This is a genomic window from Microbulbifer sp. TB1203 (genome assembly GCF_030997045.1).
Taxonomy (GTDB): Bacteria; Pseudomonadota; Gammaproteobacteria; order Pseudomonadales; family Cellvibrionaceae; genus Microbulbifer.
The window spans coordinates 3,346,164-3,367,398 of record NZ_CP116899.1 but is presented as its reverse complement, the minus strand read 5'-3'; the positions used below and the strand labels follow the sequence as shown (position 1 = coordinate 3,367,398).

Below are 21,235 nucleotides of genomic sequence, written 5' to 3'. Positions count from 1 at the left end.
TAATTAAATAGTTCTCCTGAACTATTTAATTGTCGTATCGCCAAAGTTGGCGCACAAAAACGCTGGGAGCGATTTTGGTCAGCTTTAGCTGACCCGCAGGGTGAAGCCCAAGGACGGGCTTCACAATTGCGCGGACTTGCTGACTTTGGCGATACTCGCATTGGCCTGCGGCCAATGTCGGCACTTCCGTGTGCCGAAGCATTAACCTTCCAGGTTAATGCTATTGCGCAAATGCAGAAAACTGTCCATGCGCCGCTCACTGATTTCCCCGCGCAGCAGTGCCGCGCTGATGGCGCAGCCGGGTTCACCCTGGTGGCGGCAGTCGCGGAAGCGACAGTGTCCGATAAACGGGCGGAATTCCACAAAGCCCTCCAGCAGTTGCGCTTCGCTCATATGCCAGAGGCCGAACTCGCGGATGCCGGGGGAGTCTATCAGATCGCCGCCGCTGGGCAGGTGGAAGAGTTCCGCGGCGGTGGTGGTGTGGGTGCCTTTCTGGGTCGCCGGGGAGAGTTCGCCGGTGCGCGCCCCGGCGGAGGGCAGCAGCGCGTTGATCAGTGAGGACTTGCCAACCCCGGACTGGCCCACGAACACGCTGGTGCCCCGGGCCAGGGTTTCCAGCAGTTGCGGCAACCCCTCGCCAGTGCGGGTGGACAGGCGCAACACCGGGTAACCCAGGCCGGGATAGGGCTGCAGCAGGTCGGTTAGCGCCGCCTCATTGTCTCTGTCGATCAGGTCGATCTTGTTGAGCAGCAGCATCGGCGCTATGCCGGTGGCTTCGGCGGCCACCAGGTAGCGGTCGATGGCGTTGGCGTAGGGTTCGGGGTAGGGGGCGATCACGATCAGTATGCGGTCGATATTGGCGGCTACGGTCTTGAGTTCACCATAGCGATCCGGCCGCTGCAGCTCCGAGTGGCGCGCCAGGCGCGCACCCACCACGCCGCAGCCGCCGCTGGCCCCGCCGGTTGCCGGGCACCAGGCCACCCGGTCGCCGGTGACCAGGGTCTCGATATTGGCGCGCAGGTGGCAGCGTTGGCGCAGCTCGGGGTCGGCGTCGCTTTCCACCAGCACCTGGGTGCCGTAGTTGGCGATTACCAACCCGGTCTGCTCCGGCCCCAGGTCGCCTTCCTCCGCGAACTGCTCGGTGCCCTCCGTGCGCTTGCGCGCGCGCGCCTCCCGCTCCTGCTGGATCTTGGCGATACGCCACTGCTGGCGCCGGTTCAATTTGCGTTTACTCATAGTTGGCGGATTATACAGCGATACGGTAACTTGCTCTGACTTGCTACAAGGAGGCCCCCGTGGATCAGAACAATTTGATCTGGATCGACCTGGAGATGACCGGTCTCGATCCGGAAAAAGAGCGCATCATCGAGATCGCCACCATCGTCACCGACTCGCGCCTGAACGTCCTCGCCGAGGGGCCGGCGATGGTGGTTCACCAGAGCGACGCGCTGCTCGCGGCGATGGACGACTGGAACACCGAGCAGCACGGCGGCTCCGGGCTGGTGGCGCGGGTGAAGGAATCGCACATCTCCGAGCGGGAGGCGGAGCGGGAGACCCTGGAGTTTCTGCGCCACTGGGTGCCGGAGGGCGCCTCGCCCATGTGCGGCAACTCCATCGGCCAGGACCGCCGCTTCCTGGTGAAGTATATGCCGCAGCTGGAAAACTACTTCCACTACCGCAACCTGGACGTGAGCACGGTCAAGGAACTGGCGCGGCGCTGGCGCCCGGATGTGCTGGAGGGGGTGAAGAAGGAGAGCCGGCACCTGGCGCTGGACGATATCCGCGATTCCATCGAGGAACTGAAACACTACCGGGAGCATTTTTTCCGGGTGTAATAATCCGGGGCTTGGATATTTGCACCCTGTAGGAGCGGCCCATGGCCGCGATCGGAGGAGCTACGAAGCAATGCCGATCGTGGCCATGGGCCGCTCCTACACTAACCACTAATCACTCGCCTCACCTTGCGCCTGCGCCGCCGCCCGCTGCGCAGCCGCACCAGGGCCCACTCGATATGCTCCGCCACCAGCGGTGTCGCCCCCGGCAGCGCATTCTCCAGTTCCGCAATCACCTCCGCAGTCGCTTCACCATTACCCAGCGCCACCGCCAGGTTGCGCTGCCAGCGCTCGTAGCCGATACGCCTTATCGCCGAGCCCTCGGTCCTGCGCAGGAACTCCTCCTCGCTCCAGCGGAATAATTGCAGCAGGTCGCCGTCGTCCAGGCCGTGGCGCGGGTGGAAATCCCCTTCGGCGGTGGGTTTGGCGAATTTGTTCCAGGGGCAGATGATCTGGCAGTCGTCGCAGCCGAAGACCCGGTTGCCCATGGGTTCGCGGAATTCCTCGGGAATCGCGCCCTTGTTCTCGATGGTGAGATAGGAAATACAGCGGCGCGCGTCCAGCTGATAGGGGCCGACAAAGGCATCGGTGGGGCAGACCTTGAGGCAGGCGGTGCAGTCGCCGCATTGGTTTGGTTCTTCGCTCCCGTCCACCGGCAGCGCCAGGTTGGTGTAGATCTCGCCGAGGAAAAACCAGGAGCCGGCGCCGGAGTTGATCACCATACAGTTCTTGCCGATCCAGCCCAGTCCCGCTTTTTCCGCCAGCGCGCGCTCCATCACCGGGGCGCTGTCGGTGAAGGCGCGGCCGGCGGATTCGATGCCGTGTTCCTCGCACCAGTCGTCGATTTTCTGCGCCAGTTGCGCGAGGCGCTTGCGGATCAGCTTGTGGTAGTCCCGCCCGGTGGCGTAGCGGGACACATAGGCCTTGCTGGAATCCTTCAACACCCGCACCGGCTGGGTATCCGGCGGCAGGTAGTCGAGCCGCGCGCTGATCGCGCGCAGGGTGCCCGGCTGCAGCAGCTCCGGCCGCCAGCGCTTTTCCCCGTGGGCGCCCATCCACCCCATATCGCCGTTGTAGCCCGCCGCCAGCCACTCGCGCAGGCGCTCGCCGTGCCGCTCCAGGTGGCAGTCGGTGATGCCGATCTGTTGGAAACCCAGCTCGCGGCCCCAGATTTTAATCTGGGCCGCCAGCTCGGGGAGTTGGGAAGCTGTCATCGAGTGTTTAAGCGAGGAGCGGTATAATTTCGCCCATTTTGCCACAGATTACTTTTTAACCGTATCGGGAGCCCCATGCATATCCAGCCCTCCGCCCCGCCACAACCCCTGTACAGCGCAGAATCGGTGCGGGAACTCGACCGCCGGGCGATGGCGGCGCTGGACATTCCCGCCATCGCACTAATGAAGCGCGCCGGCCGTGCCGCCTTTGCCGAGCTTCAGCGGCGCTGGCCGGAAGCGAAGCGGCTGCAGGTATTTTGCGGCGGCGGCAACAACGGCGGTGACGGCTATGTGATCGCCGCGCTGGCGGCACAGAAGCAGATACCGGTGACCGTCTACGCCTGCGTCGCGCCGGACGAGCTGAAGGGCGACGCGCTGGAGGCCAGCCGCTTCGCCGGGCGCGAGGGCGCCCACATCGTGACCTCCCTGCTGGAAATGGATGCGGACGACGGCGATACCGTCATCGTGGATGCGCTGCTGGGCACTGGTTTTGAGGGACCGCTGCGCGAAAATGTGGCCGCCGCGGTGGAGCGGATCAACCGCGCCACAGGCCCTGTGCTGGCGGTGGATATCCCCTCCGGTCTCAGCGCCGATACCGGCGCCGCGGAGCAGGCGGTGCGAGCGGATGCCACCGTCACCTTTATCGGCCGCAAGTTTGGTCTCCACTGTGGTCGCGGCCCCGCGCTCTGCGGCGAGGTGGTATTCGAGAGCCTGGGCGCGCCGGACAGTGTGTACGGCGATTTACAGCCCCTGGTTCGGCGCTACGACAGCGACAGCCTGGCGCGGCTGCCGCGGCGCGCGGCGGACAGTTACAAAAACCAGTACGGCCATATCCTGATCGTCGGCGGTGACAGCGGTTTTGGCGGCGCCGCGCTGATGGCGGCGGAGTCGGCGGCCCGCGCCGGCGCCGGCCTTATCTCCCTGGCCACGCGACCGGAGCACCTGCCCGCGGCGCTCACCCGCTGCCCGGAAGTAATGGCCCGCCCAGTGATCTCCGGCCAGGAACTGGAGCCGCTGCTGGAATCCCCCGACGTGATCGCCGTGGGCCCCGGCCTCGGCCGCGCGCCCTGGGGAGAGCAATTGCTGGCTCGCGCCGGGCGCGCGCAGGCGCCCATGGTGCTGGATGCGGATGCATTGAATATTCTCGCCGGCGGCAGGGTGCTGGCGGGCCTGAAGCGGGACGACTGGGTGCTCACCCCTCACGTGGGCGAGGCCGCGCGGCTGTTGGATTGCGACACGGCTGAAGTTCTCGCGGACCCCCGCGCGGCGGCGATTGCAATTCAGCAGAAATTCAGCGGCGTGGTGATACTAAAGGGCGCCGGTACCCTGATCGCCCACGCCGGTGGCGTGGACCTGATCAACAGCGGCAACCCGGGCATGGCCTCCGGCGGTATGGGCGATCTGCTTACCGGCGTCGTCGCCGCGCTGATTGGCCAGGGAATGGACATCGTAGAGGCGGCGCGGCTGGCGGTATGGCTGCATGGCGAGGCGGGCAACTGCGCGGCGGAAGACGGTCAGCGCGGCCTGCTGGCCACCGACCTGTTGCCCTGGGTGCGGCGCCTGGTGGATTGATGACAGTGGAACTGAAGTTGCAACTGGCGGACGAAGAGGCGACCGTGGCCGCGGGCGAGGCACTGGGCCGCGCCTGCCTGGCAACCGGCCTGCGGGACAGTCTGGTGGTGTTTCTACACGGACAGCTGGGCGCAGGCAAAACCACCTTCTGCCGCGGTGTACTGCGTGCCTTCGGCCACCGGGGGTCGGTCAAGAGCCCCACCTACACCCTGGTGGAGCCCTACGAGCTGGGTGCGCAGCGGGTCTTCCATTTCGACCTGTACCGCCTGGGGGATGCCGAGGAACTGGAGTTTATGGGGGTGCGGGACTACTTCACCCCGCACAGCCTGAGCCTGGTGGAGTGGCCGGAGCGCGGCGCCGGTGTGCTGCCGGACGCGGACCTGCTGGCGGAACTGGAGGTGGCCGGCCGCGGCCGGCAACTGCATCTGCGAACGCAATCGGAGGCCGGTTCGACCGTCCTGGCGGCGGTGCAAAAGTTGCTATAAAAGTTGCCATATAAAAGAGTTGCAAAGGAATAGCGGAACAATGATCAGGGCTTTAACTCTCGCGCTGTCGGTGTTCTTTACCCTCGCGGCGCAGGCCGCGACGGAAGTGGAAGGGGTGCGCCTGTGGCGCGCGCCGGACCACACGCGCCTGGTGTTCGACCTGAGCGGGCCCGCGGAACACAAGCTGTTCACCCTGAGCGGTCCCCACCGGGTGGTGATCGATGTGGAGGGCACCAGCCTGGGCGCGCAGTTGGATGAACTGCAACTGGAAGGCACCCCCATCGAGCGCCTGCGCCACGGCCGCCACAACAAAAAAGACCTACGCGTGGTATTGGACCTCAAGCAACAGGTCAAGCCGCGCAGCTTTGCCCTGCGCCGCCACGAGCAGTTGCCGGACCGGCTCGTGATCGATCTCTACGACCAGGTGCAGAGCGAGGAAAAGACTCTGCAGCAGGTGAGCCGGGAGCGGGATATCGTGATCGCCATCGACGCCGGCCACGGCGGCGAGGACCCGGGAGCGCTGGGCCCCGGTGGCCTGCGCGAGAAGGATGTGGTGCTGGCGATCAGCAAGGCGCTGCACAAAAGCATCGGCCAAAAACGCGGCTTCTCCGCCAAGCTGGTGCGCACCGGTGACTACTACATTCCACACATCGATCGGGTGAGGAAAGGCCGCGAGCTGCGCGCCGATCTTTTTGTCTCCATCCACGCGGACGCCTTCCACAACAAGAATGCCCGCGGTGCCGGCGTCTACGCGGTGTCCTCCCGCGGCGCCACCAGTGAGACGGCGCGCTTCCTGGCCCAGCGGGAGAACGAGTCCGACCTGATCGGCGGTGCCGGCAGCCTGAACCTGGGCGACAAGGACGACACCCTGGCCGGCGTACTCCTGGACCTGTCCATGACCGCCACCATGAACGCCAGCCTGGATATCGGTGCCAGCGTACTGGACGCCATTGGCGGTTTTACCCATCTGCACAAAAAACGGGTGGAGCAGGCCAACTTTGCCGTGCTGCGCTCGCCGGACGTACCCTCGATCCTGGTGGAGACCGGTTTCATTACCAACCCCCAGGAAGCGCGGCGCCTGCGCGACCCGGATTTCCAGCGCCAACTGGCGGAAAAACTCAGCGAGGGTATAGTGGCGCACTTCACCGCGCGCCCGCCGGTTGGCAGCTGGCTGTCCGCCAACCGCGACAAGGTGGATCGCCGCCACACCATTGCTCGCGGCGACACTCTCTCCGGCATCGCCGCGCGATACAATGTCTCCGTTGGCTCGCTGAAAGAGGCCAACGGTATAGACAGCACGGTGATTCGTGTGGGGCAGACCCTGACCATCCCGTCCGGCTGAAGGGTTGGTCTCTGAATACGAAAAATGCCGTAGGAGCGGGCCATGCCCGCGAACAGAGTTCGATCGCGGGCATGGCCCGCTCCTACAGGGGCTGTTCCCGCTAACTTGTTTGTAATTTTTATGTCCGACAAAATCCGGCAATTATCCCCCCGTCTCGCCAACCAGATCGCCGCCGGCGAAGTGGTGGAGCGACCTGCGTCAGTAATCAAGGAACTGCTGGAAAACAGTCTCGATGCCGGTGCCACGCGGCTGGAAGTGGATATCGACAGCGGCGGTATCAAGCGCATCCGGATACGCGATAACGGCAAGGGCATCGACAAGGAAGACCTGGCCCTGGCCCTGGCCCGCCACGCCACCTCCAAGATCCACGCACTGGAGGATCTGGAGTCGGTGGCTACCCTGGGTTTTCGCGGTGAGGCGCTGGCCAGTATTTCCTCAGTGGCGCGCCTGCAGCTGACCAGCAGCCGCGACGAATCCGGCAAGGGCTGGCAGGTCAGCGCGGAGGGCCGCGAGATGCAGGCGCAGCTGGCCCCGGCGGCGCACCCTCGCGGCACCACCGTGGATGTGCGCGATCTCTTCTTCAATACCCCGGCGCGGCGCAAGTTCCTGCGCACCGAGAAAACCGAATTCAACCGCATCGACGACACCGTCAAACGCTTGGCGCTGTCCCGTTTCGACGTGTCCATCAGCCTGCGCCACAATGGCAAGGGAGTGCACAACCTGCGCGCCGGCAGAGGGCGTGTGGAGATGGAGCGGCGCGTGGCGCAGCTGTGCGGCCCGGCGTTTATGCAGAACGCGCTGCATATCGACGTGGAGCGCAACGGCCTGCGCCTGTGGGGCTGGGTGGCGGAACCGGCGTTCTCCCGCTCCCAGGCGGACCTGCAGTTCTTTTACGTCAACGGCCGCGCCATCCGCGACAAGGTGGTGAGCCACGCGGTGCGCCGCGCCTTTGCCGACGTGCTCTACCACGGCCGCCATCCGGCGTTCGTGCTCTACCTGGAACTGGACCCGGCCTCGGTGGACGTGAACGTGCACCCCACCAAGCACGAGGTGCGCTTTCGCGACAGCCGGCTGGTGCACGACTTCCTGTTCGGTTCCCTCCACCGGGCGCTGGCGGACGTCAGGCCCGGGCAGCGGGAGGAGCGCGAACAGCCGGAAACCGAAACCGTCAGCGGTATCGCCGCCGGCGAATTCGCCGGCCAGCAGAAAATGCCGCTGTCTTCCCGACCTTCGCCGGGGGATCTGCAGCAGCAGATGCAGAATTACGGCACTCTGCATCAGCCATACACCGGGGTGGCCGAAGCTGCACCTCCGGCCTTCTCGCAATCGGGCGTTGCGGCGCAGCGCCCGCCGAGCTGGAGCTCGGTCCCGGGCAGCTCCGCGCTCCCGCCTGAAACCGGCGAAGAGGGAACGCCGCCCCTCGGCTACGCCCTGGCCCAGCTCCACGGCATCTACATCCTGGCCCAGAACGAGCAGGGCCTGATCGTGGTGGATATGCATGCGGCCCACGAGCGTATCGTCTACGAACAGATGAAGGCCGCCCACGCCGGCGGCGGTGTTCGCGCGCAGCCGCTGCTGGTGCCGGTTAGCCTCGCGGTAAGCCAGCGCGAGGCGGACTGCTTCGAGGAGCGCAGCGAGGTGTTTACGTCGCTGGGCTTTGTGTTGCAGCGGGCCGGACCGGAAACCCTTCTGGTGCGCCAAGTGCCGACGATGCTGCACGGTGCGCCGGTGGAACAGCTGGTGCGCGACGTGCTCTCGGACCTGTTGGCCCAGGGCGGCAGCGACCGCATCGGCGAGCGCATCAACGAGATACTGTCCACCATGGCCTGCCACGGCTCAGTACGCGCCAACCGCCGCCTGACCGTGCCGGAGATGAATGCCCTGTTGCGGGATATGGAGCGCACAGAGCGCAGTGGCCAGTGCAACCACGGCCGGCCGACCTGGACGCAGGTAAAGCTGACGGATATGGACAAGTGGTTTATGCGGGGGCAGTGAATAATGCGGAATGATGACAAATTTGTCAGGAATAAATTTGCATAGCCGAAGGCTACCCGCGAAGCGGGTGGAGCACAGGGATGTGCTCCATGAATGCGGAATGCGGAATGGTGGTGAGGAAGAGGATTCCGCATTCCGCATTCCGCATTCCGCATTGCCGCAGGCCATTTTCCTGATGGGGCCGACGGCATCAGGCAAGACCGACCTGGCCATGGCGCTCGCCGACCATCTGCCGGTGGAGCTGATCAGTGTGGACTCGGCACAGGTCTACCGCGGGTTGGATATCGGTGCCGCCAAGCCTTCGGCGGAAGAGCTGGCGCGCCATCCCCACCGGCTGATCGATATCTGCGATCCCGGTGAGGCCTATTCCGCCGGCCGCTTCCGAGAGGACGCGCTGGCGGCCATGGCGGAAATTACGGCGGCGGGAAAAATTCCACTGCTGGTGGGGGGAACCATGCTGTATTTTCGCGCTCTATTGCACGGCATGGCGGAGTTACCCACAGCCGATCCCGCGGTGCGAGCGGAAATCGAGGCGCGCGCGGCGAAGGAGGGTTGGCCGGCGCTGCACCGGGAGTTGGCGCAGGTGGATCCGGACTTGGCCGCCGAACTGCACCCCAATCACTCGGTGCGTATCGAGCGCGGCCTGGAAGTTTACCGGTTGACCGGCAAGCCCCTCTCGCAGCTGCGCCGCGAACAGCACCGGGAATCGGTGGCCGGGCGCTACCAGTTGAGGCAGCTGGCCCTGCTGCCGCGGGACCGGGCCCTGCTGCACGAGCGCATCGCCCGGCGCTTCCGGCGTATGCTGGAGGAGGGCCTGGTGGAGGAGGTGGCGGCGCTGCGCGACCGCGGCGACCTGCATCCGGACCTGCCGGCGATCCGCGCGGTGGGCTATCGCCAGGTGTGGCAGTACCTGGAGGATGAAATCGGCTATGACGAGATGGTTGAGGCGGGAATCGCCGCCACCCGCCAGTTGGCCAAACGCCAGCTGACCTGGCTGCGCCGCTGGCCGGACCTGGCGGGTGTTTACGCGCAGGAGCCCGACGGCCGAGTGCGCAAAAATGACGAAATATTGGCGGAAGCCTTGAAATTTCTCACCTGAGCAGCCATAACGTCTGTGGGCGAGACCTACTCAGTCAGTTTTTCACGAGTCCGGCAACTTCCGGCTCTTTTTTGTACGCATTCAACCAATCTGCTTGGCTCGCGGCTTGCGCGGGCACGGTTATTGACTGCACAACGCGCTTTATTTTGACAAGGAGAAAAAAGATGTCAAAAGGGCACAGCTTACAAGACCCTTACCTTAACGTACTGCGCAAAGAGCGCATCCCGGTTTCAATCTATCTGGTTAACGGCATCAAGCTTCAGGGGCAAATAGAATCTTTTGATCAGTTTGTGGTTCTGCTGAAAAACACCGTCAGCCAAATGGTATACAAACACGCCATCTCCACTGTAGTGCCGTCCCGTGCGGTGCGCGTGCCGCTGCTCAACCCGGCGGCACAGCAGGGGGCCGGCATGGAGGGCCAGGGGGACGGTGGCGAGCGGGAAACCTTCGGCTGATCCCATCGCAACCCGACACCTCCCGGCTGGGGGCCAGTGGACAGAGGCCAAACGGCCATCTGTCTGCCGGCCCCTGCCTCCCGCCTTCTGAAACGAGAGTTACCTTTGTTTTTTGACCGACCGGAATCCGGAGAGCTCGCGGTGCTGGTGCACCTGGAGCTGTCCGCTGTCGATAGTCCAGACGATCCGCGTGAATTCGAGGAACTGGCCCTGTCCGCCGGCGCCGATCCCGTGGCCTTTATCTTCGGCCAGCGCTCCGCGCCGGACCCCAAGTCTTTTGTCGGCCGCGGCAAGCTGGAGGAAATCCAGGGGGCAGTAGAGGAGCACGGCGCTGAACTGGTGATCTTCGACCACAGCCTGTCCCCCAGCCAGGAACGCAATCTCGAAAGAGAGCTGCGCTGCCGGGTGCTGGACCGCACCGGGCTGATTCTGGATATCTTCGCCCAGCGCGCCCGCACCCACGAGGGCAAGCTGCAGGTGGAGCTGGCGCAACTGCGCCATATGGCCACCCGCCTGGTTCGCGGCTGGACTCACCTGGAGCGGCAGAAGGGCGGTATCGGCCTGCGCGGTCCCGGCGAGACCCAGTTGGAAACCGACCGCCGGCTACTGCGCGCGCGCATCGATTCCATTGAGAAGAAGCTGGAAAAGGTGCGTCGCCAGCGCGAGCAGGGCCGTCGAGCCCGCTCCCGGGCCGAGGTGGCCACCGTCTCTCTGGTGGGCTATACCAACGCCGGCAAGTCCACCCTGTTCAACCGCCTTACCGACGCGGATGTCTATGTGCGCGACCAGCTGTTTGCCACCCTGGACCCCACTATGCGCCGGGTGGAGCTGCCCAGTGTCGGCGCGATGATCCTGGCGGACACCGTGGGCTTCGTTTCCCACCTGCCGCACCGACTGGTGCAGGCGTTCCGGGCCACCCTGGAGGAGGCCGCCAGCGCGACCCTGCTGCTGCACGTAGTGGACGCCTCGGCGGAGGACCGGCTACATCTGATGGAAGAGGTACAGAATGTGCTGGCGGAAATCGACGCCGGCGACCTGCCGCAACTGGTGGTGTATAACAAAATAGATCTGCTCGAAGACAGTGAGCCGCGCATAGAGCGGGACGACCGCGGAGTGCCCCGCGCCGTGTGGCTGTCCGCCGCCAGCGGTGCGGGCTGCGACCTCCTGATCGAGGCCGTCGCCGAGCGCCTGGGCGAGCAGATGGTGAGCGGGCTGCTGGTGACCCGCCCGCAGCAGTCGCGCCTGCGGGCGCAGCTGTATGAGATCAACGCGGTGCAAAATGAGCATTTCCGCGACAATGGCGACTGCGAGCTGCAACTGCTGCTGCCCCGCAGCGACCTGCAGCGCCTGCTGGCGCCCTATGCCGGTGGGGACGAGGGGCCGCGTTGGCAGCCCGAGGAACGGCCGTAATTCCGTGCTGAACAATGCTAGAATCTCGCCTCGAGCGATAAAGGTTAACGATCAGAGTTGGAGTATCTAAATGGCCTGGAACGAACCGGGTGGTAACAACAAGGATCCCTGGGGCGGTGGCAACCGCAAAGGGGGTGGCCCGCCGGACCTGGATGAGTTGTTGCGCAAGCTGCAGCAGAAGCTGAACAGCCTGTTCGGTGGTGGTCCCGGCTCAGGCGCCGGCGACCAGGGCAGGTTTCCCTGGATGCTGGTGATCATCGTGCTGGCGGTGCTCTATGGCCTGCTGGGCTTCTACCAGGTCAACGCCAACCAGGCCGCGGTGGTACTGCGCCTGGGCAAATACCACACCACCGAGACCGCCGGCCTGCACTGGAATCCACCGTTGGTCGACAGCGTCACCAAGGTGAATATGACCGAGGTGCGCACCGAGCGCACCACCGGGCAGATGCTCACCGAGGATGCCAATATCGTCGACGTGGTGCTCACCGTGCAGTGGCATGTCGACAATGCGGAGTCCTATGTGCTGCGCGTGCGCGATCCGCTGAAGAGTCTGCAGGAGGCCACCGACAGCGCCCTGCGCCACGTGGTGGGCTCCACCAGCCTCAACGGGGTCATTTCCCAGAAGCGTACCGAGGTGTCCGCCGACACCGAAAAGCGCCTGCAGGATTACCTGGATCTCTACCAGACCGGCATCCGCATCGATGTGGTCAACCTCACCGACGCCAAGGCGCCGCGGGAAGTACAGGATGCCTTCGACGATGTCACCAAGGCGCGCGAGGACGAGGTGCGCCTGCAGAACGAAGCCCAGGCCTACGCCAACCAGGTGATTCCGGTGGCCCGCGGTCAGGCGCAGCGGATCATCGAGGAGGCCGAAGCGTACAAATCCCGTGTGGTGGAGAGCGCGCGCGGTGAAGCGGTGCGCTTCGAGAAGCTGCTCGCCGAATACGAGCGCGCCCCTCAGGTCACCCGCGAGCGCCTGTACCTGGACGCGGTAGAGCAGGTGATGGCCAGCGCCTCGAAAGTGATGGTCGACGTGGAGGGGGGCAACAACATGATGTACCTGCCCCTGGATAAGCTGGGCCGGGAGAGCGGCGCCCAGGCCGTGCAGGGCAGGGAAGTATCACCGGTAGTGATCGACGAGATCTACCAGCGGGTGGTCGACCGCCTGCGCACCGAGGCCGCCAACAGCCGCCGCAGCCAGAATGTCCGCTAAGGGGGTGAGGGAATGAACAACAGAACACTGGTTATTGTTGCCGCGCTGCTGCTCGCAGTGCTGGCGATCTCCTCCAGCGCCTTTGTGGTCAAGGAAACCGAAAAGGCGGTGCTGCTGAGGTTTGGTGAACTGGTCCGCACCGACTACGAGCCCGGCCTCTACTTTAAGCTTCCGCTGGTGCACGAACTGCGCAAGTTCGACGCGCGTATCCAGACGGTGGATTCCAGCCCGGTGCGCATGTTGAACATGGAAAACAAGTTCATGATGGTGGACTCCTACGCCAAGTACCGCATCTTCGACGTGGCGCGCTTCTACGTCGCCACCCGCGGCGACCAGAGCAATGCAGTGCGCCTGCTGGCGGAGCAGATCAACGACCGCCTGCGCAACCAGTTCGGCGTGCGCGACCTGCACGAGGTGGTCAGCGGCCAGCGGGACCAGTTGATGGCGGATATCACCAAGAACCTCAACGAGGTGGCGCAGACGAACCTGGGGGTGGAGGTGATTGACGTGCGCGTGAAGCGTATCGACCTGCCGCCGGAGGTGTCCGAGTCGGTGTTCCAGCGCATGCGCGCCGGGCGGGAACTGGAGGCCCGCGACCACCGCGCCAAGGGTGAGGAGGCCAGTGAGCGCATCCGTGCCGATGCCGATCGCCAGAAGGTGGTGATCCAGGCCGAGGCCTATCGCCAATCGGAGGAGATCCGCGGTGCCGGCGACGCGGAAGCCGCGGCCATTTATGCGGGAGCCTTTAACAAGAACCCGGAGTTCTACCGCTTCACCCGCAGCCTTCAGGCCTACAAGTCGTCCTTCAACGATAAGTCGGACATGCTGCTGGTGGATCCGGAGAGCGAGTTCTTCCGCTACCTGAAGGACCCTGAGGGCAGGTAGCTTTTTGCGGGGATCCGGGACCGCGGAGCTCCAACTCCGCGCGCGGGCCGAAACCCCTACCTCCCCGCAAACACTTGATGGTAAAATCACGCAAACCGGGCCGCCGCCCGGTTTTTTAATGTGGGCCATCCAGGACCCTCACCCTGTGGACAGCCTGCGGCTGTTCAGAACGGCAATCCCCGCCGTTTTGTTGTGGGGCGGAATCCGCCCTGTGCTGCCGGTACCTGGGGGATCTGGCCGAAAGTGCCCCGGCGCTTTTGTGTGTGGGACGAGACCGTGTGGGAAGAACTGGCGCGGGCGTTTTGCCTGCTGCTGATAATCGAGGGGCTGCTGCCCTTCCTCTATCCCGAGCGCTGGCGCCGATTGGTGCAGCGGCTGGCGACTGTGGACAACCGCAGCCTGCGCACCGCGGGACTGGTCTGCATGCTGGCCGGCCTGGCCCTCCTCTACTTACTGCGTTGATGACAGCTTTTTCACTATGACCCGAGCCGATCGCTGGATGCTGCCGGATGGCATCGCGGAAATCCTCCCCGCCGATGCCGTGCAGATAGAAACCCTGCGCCGCCGCCTGCTGGACCTCTACCACAGCTGGGGTTACGAACTGGTTATTCCACCCATGGTGGAGTTCACCGATTCCCTGCTGGTTGGCATGGGCCGCGAACTGGAACTCAGCACCTTCAAGGTCACCGACCAGTTGTCAGGCCGCACCCTCGGCATCCGCGCGGACATCACTCCCCAGGCCGCGCGCATCGACGCCCACAGTTTCCCACGCGCCGGCGCCAATCGCCTCTGCTACGCCGGACAGGTACTGCACACCCGTCCGCGCACCCCGCTGGGCTCGCGCGCGCCCATCCAGATCGGAGCGGAACTCTACGGTGTGGAAAGTCTGGGGGCGGACCTCGAAGTCATCTCCCTGATGCTGGAGAGCCTGCTCGCCGCCGGCGTGCAGCAGATTCACCTGGACCTCGGCCATGTGGCCATCTACCGCAGCCTGGCACAGGTGGCGGGGCTGGATGAGGAGCAGTGGCGGGAGCTGTTCGCCCTGCTGCAGAGCAAGGCCAGCGCCGATATCCAGCGCTGGGTGGCCGACAATGTCAGCGAGCCCCGCGCGGCGGCCTGGCTGCGCGAACTGCCGAGGCTGGCCGGCGGCCGCGAATGCCTGGCGCACGCGCGAGAACTCTTCGACGGCGCCCCGGCCCCCCTCGGCCAGGCGCTGGCGGACCTGCAGCGCGTTGCGGACTCCCTGGTCCAGCGCTACCCCGCGGTGGAACTGTTTTTCGATTTGAGCGAAGTACGCGGTTACGACTACGAAACCGGTTTGGTGTTCGCCGCCTACACTCCCGGCCACGGCCAGGCGCTGGCCAATGGCGGCCGCTACAATGGCATCGGCGCGGTGTTCGGCCGCGAGCGGGCGGCCACCGGGTTCAGTACCGACCTTGTGGCGCTCAACACCCTGGGCAGGGAAGCTGGACCCGAGGCCGGGGCCATACTGGCACCGGCGGGTGACGGCGAGGCTCTGTGGTGCGCGGTGGAAAAACTGCGCCGCCAGGGTGAGGTGGTGATCGGTGCGCTGCCGGACGGTGCCGAGGGCGAACTGCTCGCCCGCTGCGACCGGGAGCTGGTACTGGAAAATGGCGACTGGGTGGTGAAGCCGCGCGGCTGACACAGCCGGGATTTATTGAGCTTTGTAGGAGCGGCCGTTGGCCGCGATCGACTCTTTCGAGTAAACCTGAACCCGATCGCGGCCAACGGCCGCTCCTACAGTGGAATTTGAGTTAACGACGAGATTCGCGTAAATGGGCAAGAATGTAGTGGTGCTGGGCACTCAGTGGGGCGATGAGGGCAAGGGCAAGATCGTCGACCTGCTGACGGAAAAAGTGGCGCTGGTGGTGCGCTTCCAGGGCGGCCACAACGCCGGTCACACCCTGGTGATCGACGGCGAGAAGACCGTGCTGCACCTGATCCCCTCCGGCGTGCTGCGCCCCGGCGTCACCTGCCTGATCGGCAACGGGGTGGTGCTCTCGCCGGAGGCCCTGATTGCGGAAATGACCGAGCTGGAAGCCAAGGGCGTGCCGGTGCGCGAGCGCCTGCGCCTGTCCCCGGCCTGCCCGCTGATCCTGCCGGTGCATGTGGCCCTGGACAAGGCGCGGGAAAAGGCCCGCGGCAGCAAGGCCATCGGCACCACCGGCCGGGGCATAGGTCCCGCCTACGAGGACAAAGTGGCCCGCCGCGGCCTGCGGCTGGGGGACCTGTGCAACTGGGATAACTTCTGCGAACAGCTGAAAGAACTGCTCGAATACCACAATTTCTCCCTCACCCAGTACTACAAAGTGGACCCGGTGGACTACGACGCTATGATCGCCGAGGCAGCGGCGTGGCGCGACCAGTTGGTGCCGATGATCTCCGATGTGGCGGACATGCTGCACTGCGCCCGCGAGCGCGGCGAACATATCCTCTTCGAGGGCGCCCAGGGCTCCCTGCTGGATATCGACCACGGCACCTACCCCTTTGTGACCTCCTCCAACACCACCGCCGGGGGCACTGCCACCGGCTCCGGTTTCGGCCCCCTGTACCTGGACTATGTGCTGGGGATCACCAAGGCCTACACCACCCGTGTCGGCGGCGGTCCTTTTCCGACCGAGCTGGGCTGTGACGTGGGCCGCCACCTGGGCGAAAAGGGCCACGAGTTCGGCGCCACCACCGGCCGCCAGCGCCGCACCGGCTGGTTCGATGCGGTGGCGGTTCGCCACGCGATCAGAATCAACAGTATCTCCGGCCTGTGCCTGACCAAACTGGACGTGCTGGACGGGTTGCCGGAAGTGAAGATATGCACCGGCTACCGCAACAGCGCCGGCGAGGAAGTACCAGTGCCCTTCGACGCCGCCGGCTGGGAAGGCGTGGAGCCGGAGTACGAAGTGATGCCCGGTTGGAGCGAAAGCACTTTCGGCGTGCGCCGCGAGGCGGAACTGCCGCAGCCCGCGCGCGACTATATCGCCCGCATCGAGGAGCTCGTGGGCGCGCCTATCGATATCATCTCCACCGGCCCGGATCGCAACGAAACCATCGTGCGCGAATCCTCGGCGCTGTGTGAAATGGGCATTCACAATCCCAGCCTGTGAATTCGCGGTCTCGATAAGGGCTTGCACCCGGCCCTCCGGGTGCGGATGATAATGGACCAGTTTTAGGCAATCGGTCACTTCGGCGCTCCGTTTCACGCCCGGTGAACTTTTGTCACAAGGCCGTACCACACACTCGATGGTGCGGAATTTCAGGTCCGGGAGTTATTCCATGTCGTCCACCACCACCGCCCGCTACAGTTTCGCCGAAGAGGTCGCCAACAGTGTCACCCACGGGGTGGGTGCGCTACTGGCCATCGCCGGGCTGGGCGTGCTCTGTGCCTACGCCGCATTGCGCGGCGACACCTGGCATATCGTCAGCAGCAGCGTCTACGCGGCCACGCTGATCCTCTGTTTCGGCGCCTCCACGCTGTACCACAGTGTCACCCACGAGCGCGCCAAGCAGGTGCTGCGCACCCTGGATCACTCCTCTATCTTCCTGCTGATCGCCGGCACCTACACGCCCTTTACCCTGGTTACCCTGCGCGGGCCCTGGGGCTGGTGGCTGTTCGGTATTATTTGGGGGCTGGCGCTGGTGGGACTGGTGATTCAGTTCACCCCGCTGAAGAAAGTACGCGCGCTGTCCGTGACCCTGAGCGCGCTGATGGGCTGGGTGGTGATCGCGGCTATCAAGCCGCTGATGGACAGTCTGGAAACCGGCGGCCTCTGGCTGCTGGTGCTGGGCGGTCTCTGCTACACTGGCGGCATCGCCTTTTACCTGTGGCGCAGCCTGCGCTTCCACCACGCCATCTGGCATCTGTTCGTACTCGCCGGTGGCGTGCTGCACTTTTTTGCGGTGCTGTTCTATGTGATTCCCTGACCGCGTCACAACCCCGGCGACTTTGCCTTTTCGCCGGCGCCGTTCCGTCCTACTCTTGAGCGAGCCCTTTTGAAGGAGTCGCTATGTTCCCCTCCCGAGAGTTTCGCCGCCTGTCGCTGGTTTTCCTGGCCACCTTCTTCCTGTTGGCCGCCGATCAGGGATTTCAGGACTGGATCAAGGAATTTCGCAAGACCGCGATTGCCAGCGGCATTTCCGGCGAGACCTATGATCGCGCTTTCGAGGGCATCACTGCACCGGACCCGTGGGTACTGGAAAAGGCCCGCTACCAGCCGGAATTTGTCGCGCCGGTGTGGCAGTACTTCGACAACCGGGTGCAAAAGCGCGCGATTATGCGCGGGCGCGAGGAAAAGCAAAGGCTGCAGCCCTGGCTGAACAGGATCGAACAGCGCTTCGGGGTGAACCCGAACATCCTGCTGGCCATCTGGTCAGTGGAGTCCAGTTACGGGGACGTACTGGGCAATGAAAAGGTGATGCGCAATGTGATCCGCTCCCTGGCCACCCTGGCCTATGCCGATCCCAAGCGCGGGAAATTCGCCCGCACCCAGCTGCTCGCGGCGCTGAAGATTCTGCAGAGCGGCGATATCGACAAGACCCACCTCACCGGCTCCTGGGCCGGCGCCATGGGGCACACCCAGTTTATTCCCACCAGCTACCAGGCCTATGCGGTGGATATGGACGGCGACGGCAAGCGGGACATCTGGAACTCGGTGCCGGATGCGCTGGCCACTGCCGCCAGCCTGCTGGAGAAAAACGGCTGGCGGCGGGGGCGGACCTGGGGCTATGAGGTCACCATTCCCGAGCGCAAGCTGCCCGCGGGCACGCTCACCATCGCCGAGTGGGAAAAGCTCGGGGTGAAACGGGTCCGCGGCCAGCGGTTTCCGCGCAGGGATGACAGAGCGGAACTCAAACTGCCCGATGGCCGCGGCGGTCCCGCGTTCCTGATGATCAAGAATTTCTTCGTCCTCAAGCGCTACAACAACTCGGATCGCTACGCTACAGCTATCGGCCTGCTCGCCGACCGGATCGGTGGCGCTCCCGGGCTGGTACACGACTGGCAACGCCCCTTTACCCCCATCGACAGCGCGGAGACCGAGGAGCTGCAGCGGTTGCTGAAGCAAAAAGGTTTTTATGAGGGCGAGATAGACGGCAAGGTGGGCCCCGGCACCCGGGGTGCAATCAAAGAATTCGAGAAGAGCATCGGCGTGGAGGTGCAGGGCTATCCGGGCAGGGAGGTGCTGGAACAGCTGCGCAAGAACTAATTACCTGTAGGAGCGGCCGTTGGCCGTGATCACCCGTGGAATAGTTCACCGGAGATCGCGGATCAGCGGCAGATTTTTTTATCGCCAGATCAGAAATTCTCATCCGGCAACAGGCTGTCCTGCAGCATCCCCAGGCTCTCCGCCACCTCGTGGGGCTCGTGAAAGTAGGCGATGTGATACATGGCCTCACCCTCCTGCACCAGCGGAATATTCTGCCGGCCGATAATGATTCCATCCGCATCGCACAGCACCCGGTCCAGTTCGCAGCCATAGAGATCGGCGATGGTGGCCAGCAGATCGCCCTTGCGCACGTGATCGCCAAGCGATTTCCTGTGGTTGACGATGCCGCTGACGCTGGCGCGCAGCCAGCCGCTGCGACGGGCGACATAGGGTTCGATGGAGTGGCGCGCGCGGCCCCGGGGCAGCATGCGCAAGTGACGCAGCACATTGAGGATGCCTTTTACTCCGGCGCGGATGCACAGTTCGTCGAAGCGCAGCGCTTCGCCCGCCTCGTACAGGAGAATGCGCACGCCCAGGTCCGCCGCCGCGTGGCGCAGGGAGCCGTCGCGCAGGGTGGAATTCAGCAGGACCGGCACGCCGAAGGCGTTGGCCATGGCCCGGGTTTCCCCGTCGTCCAGGTTGGCGCGGATCTGTGGCAGGTTGCTGCGGTGCAGAGCGCCGGTGTGCAGGTCGATGCCGTACTCGCACTTGGAGACGACCTCGTCGAGAAACACGTGGGCCATGCGCGCCGCCAGCGAGCCCTTGGCGGAACCCGGGAATGAGCGGTTGAGGTCGCGCCGGTCCGGCAGATAGCGGGATTGTTCCAGCACGCCGTACACGTTGACCACCGGCACCGCGATCAGGGTGCCGCGCAGGGATTTGAGTGCGCGGCTGTTGATCAGGCGACTGATAATCTCCACGCCGTTGAGTTCATCCCCATGGATCGCCGCGCACACGAACATACAGGGGCCGGATTTCCCACCCCGATGCACATGGACCGGGATCGCCATTTCGGTGTCCGTGTACAGGCGCACCACCGGCAGGTCGATGCGCCGGGTCTCACCGGGGGCAACCGTTACACCGCCAATCCTGAATTCATCTGTCATGGTCGTCCCGAAAAATCCTCTCGTCCTGTAAGGGCAGCCGCTGGCCGCGCTGGGGTCAGTTTAGCGGCCGCGCCCCTGTTAGAATCAATTTTTGTCCCGGCCTTGCCGGGCATTTTTGTAACTCAAGTTCGGAGTTCAGTTCCGGCTTCTGCCATCGACAGGTGCCTCAAACTCCGAAACTTGAGTTGTAATGGAAGCAAGTAGTCAGTATGAAACCCGAATTTATCAAGATGGCCCTTATCCTCGGGCTTTTGAGTTGTGTCGGCCCCTTCGCCATCGATATGTATTTGCCGGCCATGCCGGCGATGGCTGAGGATTTCGGTGTGCCGGTCGCCGCTTCCCAGCTGACACTGATGTCCTTCTTCATCGCCTTCGGTGTCTGCCAGCTGTTTTACGGTCCGGCCTCGGACATGTTCGGGCGTAAACCACCGCTGTATTTCGGGCTGGCGCTGTTCGGTATCACCTCGGTGGCCTGCGCCTTTGCGCCCAGTATCGAGTGGCTGATCGCGCTGCGCTTCGCGCAGGGCGTCGGCGCCGCCTCGGTGATGTCCATCCCCCGGGCGATTATCCGCGACCGCTACACCGGCACCGAGGCCACGCGACTGATGACCACGGTGATGCTGGTGATTTCCATATCGCCGATGCTGGCGCCGCTGGTGGGCAGTGCGCTGATGGCGCCGTTCGGTTGGCCGGCGGTGTTTATCGCGGTGGCGGTCGCCACTGCCGTGAGCCTGGTGTTGACTGCCACGGTGCTGCCGGAGACGCTTAAGCCCACCGACCGGGTGCCCTTCCAGTTCGGTGCGATGATGCGCGCCTTCGCCACGCTGTTTCGCGACCCTGGCTATATGGGGCTCACGCTGATCGGTGGCATGGGCATGGCGAGCTTTTTCGCCTTCCTCGCCACCGCGTCCTTTCTCTATACCGGACACTATGGCCTCACACCGACCCAGTTCAGCCTCGCCTTCGCGCTGAACGCCCTGGGTTTTTTCACCTCCAGCCAGTTTGCCGCCAACCTGGGCGAGCGCTTCGGTTCCGTCGCGGTGGTCAAATGGGCGGTTGGCGGTTTTGCCACCGGTGCCTCCCTGCTCTGTGTGCTCTTCGCCGCCGGCTTCGACAGTTTCCCGCTGCTGGTGGGCATGCTGTTGGTGACCAATTCCTTCCTCGGCCTGGTGATTCCCACTTCGATGGTGCTGTCCCTCGACGACCATGGCCCCATCGCCGGCACCGCGGCCGCGCTCGGCGGTACACTGCAGATGGTGCTCGGCGCCCTGGCGATCGCGATCGTCAGCCGGGTGTTCGACGGCAGTCCGCTACCGCTGCTGGCCACCATCGCCACCTGCGCGCTGATCGCGCTGGCGCTGTCGGTGCTGACCCTGCGCGGCGCGGCGCGGGCGGCGGCGCAGGCCTAGGG

The 21,235-nt window shown here is 64.6% G+C and carries 19 protein-coding genes; 16 read left to right on the top strand and 3 right to left on the bottom strand.

Annotated features, from left to right (window positions below; translation table 11 throughout):
* Positions 1 to 201: 201 nt before the first annotated feature.
* The gene (rsgA, locus tag PP263_RS14070) at positions 202 to 1,236 is read right to left on the bottom strand and encodes a small ribosomal subunit biogenesis GTPase RsgA (RefSeq protein WP_308364204.1); all 1,035 of its coding nucleotides are present in this window, start codon (positions 1,234 to 1,236) and stop codon (positions 202 to 204) included.
* A gap of 59 nt (positions 1,237 to 1,295) precedes the next feature.
* Here rsgA and orn point away from each other — a divergent pair, with 59 nt between their 5' ends.
* A complete protein-coding gene (orn, locus tag PP263_RS14065) occupies positions 1,296 to 1,835 on the top strand; it encodes an oligoribonuclease (RefSeq protein WP_308364202.1) in 540 nt (179 codons plus the stop codon).
* Between the two features lie 101 nt (positions 1,836 to 1,936).
* Here orn and queG read toward each other — a convergent pair whose 3' ends face one another.
* The gene (queG, locus tag PP263_RS14060; protein WP_308364201.1) at positions 1,937 to 3,046 is read right to left on the bottom strand and encodes a tRNA epoxyqueuosine(34) reductase QueG; all 1,110 of its coding nucleotides are present in this window, start codon (positions 3,044 to 3,046) and stop codon (positions 1,937 to 1,939) included.
* A 75-nt stretch (positions 3,047 to 3,121) separates the two neighbouring features.
* Here queG and PP263_RS14055 point away from each other — a divergent pair, with 75 nt between their 5' ends.
* The 14 genes from PP263_RS14055 to PP263_RS13990 all read left to right on the top strand — a co-directional run bounded on the left by PP263_RS14055 (position 3,122) and on the right by PP263_RS13990 (position 18,718).
* On the top strand, positions 3,122 to 4,618 hold the full coding sequence (locus PP263_RS14055) for an NAD(P)H-hydrate dehydratase (RefSeq protein ID WP_308364200.1): 1,497 nt from the start codon (positions 3,122 to 3,124) through the stop codon (positions 4,616 to 4,618).
* A complete protein-coding gene (gene tsaE / locus PP263_RS14050; protein ID WP_308364199.1) occupies positions 4,618 to 5,103 on the top strand; it encodes a tRNA (adenosine(37)-N6)-threonylcarbamoyltransferase complex ATPase subunit type 1 TsaE in 486 nt (161 codons plus the stop codon). The genes PP263_RS14055 and tsaE overlap by 1 nt, the downstream gene beginning before the upstream one ends.
* A gap of 40 nt (positions 5,104 to 5,143) precedes the next feature.
* Positions 5,144 to 6,445, top strand: coding sequence for an N-acetylmuramoyl-L-alanine amidase (locus tag PP263_RS14045; RefSeq protein WP_308364198.1), 1,302 nt, complete (start codon positions 5,144 to 5,146; stop codon positions 6,443 to 6,445).
* A 120-nt stretch (positions 6,446 to 6,565) separates the two neighbouring features.
* The gene (gene mutL / locus PP263_RS14040; RefSeq protein ID WP_308364197.1) at positions 6,566 to 8,440 is read left to right on the top strand and encodes a DNA mismatch repair endonuclease MutL; all 1,875 of its coding nucleotides are present in this window, start codon (positions 6,566 to 6,568) and stop codon (positions 8,438 to 8,440) included.
* Between the two features lie 100 nt (positions 8,441 to 8,540).
* The gene (gene miaA / locus PP263_RS14035) at positions 8,541 to 9,539 is read left to right on the top strand and encodes a tRNA (adenosine(37)-N6)-dimethylallyltransferase MiaA (RefSeq protein WP_308364195.1); all 999 of its coding nucleotides are present in this window, start codon (positions 8,541 to 8,543) and stop codon (positions 9,537 to 9,539) included.
* A 164-nt stretch (positions 9,540 to 9,703) separates the two neighbouring features.
* Complete coding sequence (gene hfq / locus PP263_RS14030) at positions 9,704 to 9,994, top strand: RNA chaperone Hfq (RefSeq protein WP_308364194.1); 291 nt, start codon at positions 9,704 to 9,706, stop codon at positions 9,992 to 9,994.
* A 105-nt stretch (positions 9,995 to 10,099) separates the two neighbouring features.
* Positions 10,100 to 11,404, top strand: coding sequence for a ribosome rescue GTPase HflX (hflX, locus tag PP263_RS14025; protein ID WP_308364192.1), 1,305 nt, complete (start codon positions 10,100 to 10,102; stop codon positions 11,402 to 11,404).
* 70 nt (positions 11,405 to 11,474) lie between these two features.
* The gene (gene hflK / locus PP263_RS14020) at positions 11,475 to 12,617 is read left to right on the top strand and encodes an FtsH protease activity modulator HflK (protein WP_308364190.1); all 1,143 of its coding nucleotides are present in this window, start codon (positions 11,475 to 11,477) and stop codon (positions 12,615 to 12,617) included.
* 12 nt (positions 12,618 to 12,629) lie between these two features.
* Entirely contained in the window at positions 12,630 to 13,502 is an 873-nt protein-coding gene (hflC, locus tag PP263_RS14015; RefSeq protein ID WP_308364189.1) for a protease modulator HflC, read from the top strand.
* Positions 13,503 to 13,763: 261 nt separating this feature from the next.
* Positions 13,764 to 13,964: a DUF2065 domain-containing protein gene (locus tag PP263_RS14010; protein ID WP_308364188.1), complete on the top strand. Its 201-nt coding sequence runs from the start codon at positions 13,764 to 13,766 to the stop codon at positions 13,962 to 13,964.
* A gap of 16 nt (positions 13,965 to 13,980) precedes the next feature.
* Complete coding sequence (locus tag PP263_RS14005) at positions 13,981 to 15,165, top strand: ATP phosphoribosyltransferase regulatory subunit (protein ID WP_308364186.1); 1,185 nt, start codon at positions 13,981 to 13,983, stop codon at positions 15,163 to 15,165.
* A 133-nt stretch (positions 15,166 to 15,298) separates the two neighbouring features.
* On the top strand, positions 15,299 to 16,621 hold the full coding sequence (locus tag PP263_RS14000; RefSeq protein WP_308364185.1) for an adenylosuccinate synthase: 1,323 nt from the start codon (positions 15,299 to 15,301) through the stop codon (positions 16,619 to 16,621).
* 169 nt (positions 16,622 to 16,790) lie between these two features.
* Positions 16,791 to 17,438 carry a hemolysin III family protein gene (locus PP263_RS13995; protein WP_308364184.1) on the top strand — a complete coding sequence of 216 codons (648 nt, stop codon included), beginning with the start codon at positions 16,791 to 16,793 and terminating at the stop codon, positions 17,436 to 17,438.
* Positions 17,439 to 17,521: 83 nt separating this feature from the next.
* Entirely contained in the window at positions 17,522 to 18,718 is a 1,197-nt protein-coding gene (locus tag PP263_RS13990; protein ID WP_308364183.1) for a lytic murein transglycosylase, read from the top strand.
* Positions 18,719 to 18,807: 89 nt separating this feature from the next.
* On the opposite strand, the gene PP263_RS13985 is transcribed toward PP263_RS13990, so the two are convergent.
* Entirely contained in the window at positions 18,808 to 19,824 is a 1,017-nt protein-coding gene (locus PP263_RS13985; protein WP_308364182.1) for a succinylglutamate desuccinylase/aspartoacylase family protein, read from the bottom strand.
* Positions 19,825 to 20,033: 209 nt separating this feature from the next.
* Here PP263_RS13985 and PP263_RS13980 point away from each other — a divergent pair, with 209 nt between their 5' ends.
* Entirely contained in the window at positions 20,034 to 21,233 is a 1,200-nt protein-coding gene (locus PP263_RS13980; RefSeq protein WP_308364181.1) for a multidrug effflux MFS transporter, read from the top strand.
* The last annotated feature ends 2 nt before the right edge of the window (positions 21,234 to 21,235 follow it).

Coding starts and splice junctions, on each gene's coding strand:
- PP263_RS13985 (WP_308364182.1), bottom strand. CDS start 19,824: ATGACAGATGAATTCAGGATTGGCGGTGTAACGGTTGCCCCCGGTGAG.
- PP263_RS13990 (WP_308364183.1), top strand. CDS start 17,522: ATGTTCCCCTCCCGAGAGTTTCGCCGCCTGTCGCTGGTTTTCCTGGCC.
- PP263_RS13980 (WP_308364181.1), top strand. CDS start 20,034: ATGAAACCCGAATTTATCAAGATGGCCCTTATCCTCGGGCTTTTGAGT.
- hfq (WP_308364194.1), top strand. CDS start 9,704: ATGTCAAAAGGGCACAGCTTACAAGACCCTTACCTTAACGTACTGCGC.
- miaA (WP_308364195.1), top strand. CDS start 8,541: ATGCGGAATGGTGGTGAGGAAGAGGATTCCGCATTCCGCATTCCGCAT.
- PP263_RS14005 (WP_308364186.1), top strand. CDS start 13,981: ATGACCCGAGCCGATCGCTGGATGCTGCCGGATGGCATCGCGGAAATC.
- PP263_RS14000 (WP_308364185.1), top strand. CDS start 15,299: ATGGGCAAGAATGTAGTGGTGCTGGGCACTCAGTGGGGCGATGAGGGC.
- hflC (WP_308364189.1), top strand. CDS start 12,630: ATGAACAACAGAACACTGGTTATTGTTGCCGCGCTGCTGCTCGCAGTG.
- mutL (WP_308364197.1), top strand. CDS start 6,566: ATGTCCGACAAAATCCGGCAATTATCCCCCCGTCTCGCCAACCAGATC.
- PP263_RS14055 (WP_308364200.1), top strand. CDS start 3,122: ATGCATATCCAGCCCTCCGCCCCGCCACAACCCCTGTACAGCGCAGAA.
- PP263_RS14045 (WP_308364198.1), top strand. CDS start 5,144: ATGATCAGGGCTTTAACTCTCGCGCTGTCGGTGTTCTTTACCCTCGCG.
- PP263_RS13995 (WP_308364184.1), top strand. CDS start 16,791: ATGTCGTCCACCACCACCGCCCGCTACAGTTTCGCCGAAGAGGTCGCC.
- rsgA (WP_308364204.1), bottom strand. CDS start 1,236: ATGAGTAAACGCAAATTGAACCGGCGCCAGCAGTGGCGTATCGCCAAG.
- queG (WP_308364201.1), bottom strand. CDS start 3,046: ATGACAGCTTCCCAACTCCCCGAGCTGGCGGCCCAGATTAAAATCTGG.
- tsaE (WP_308364199.1), top strand. CDS start 4,618: ATGACAGTGGAACTGAAGTTGCAACTGGCGGACGAAGAGGCGACCGTG.
- hflK (WP_308364190.1), top strand. CDS start 11,475: ATGGCCTGGAACGAACCGGGTGGTAACAACAAGGATCCCTGGGGCGGT.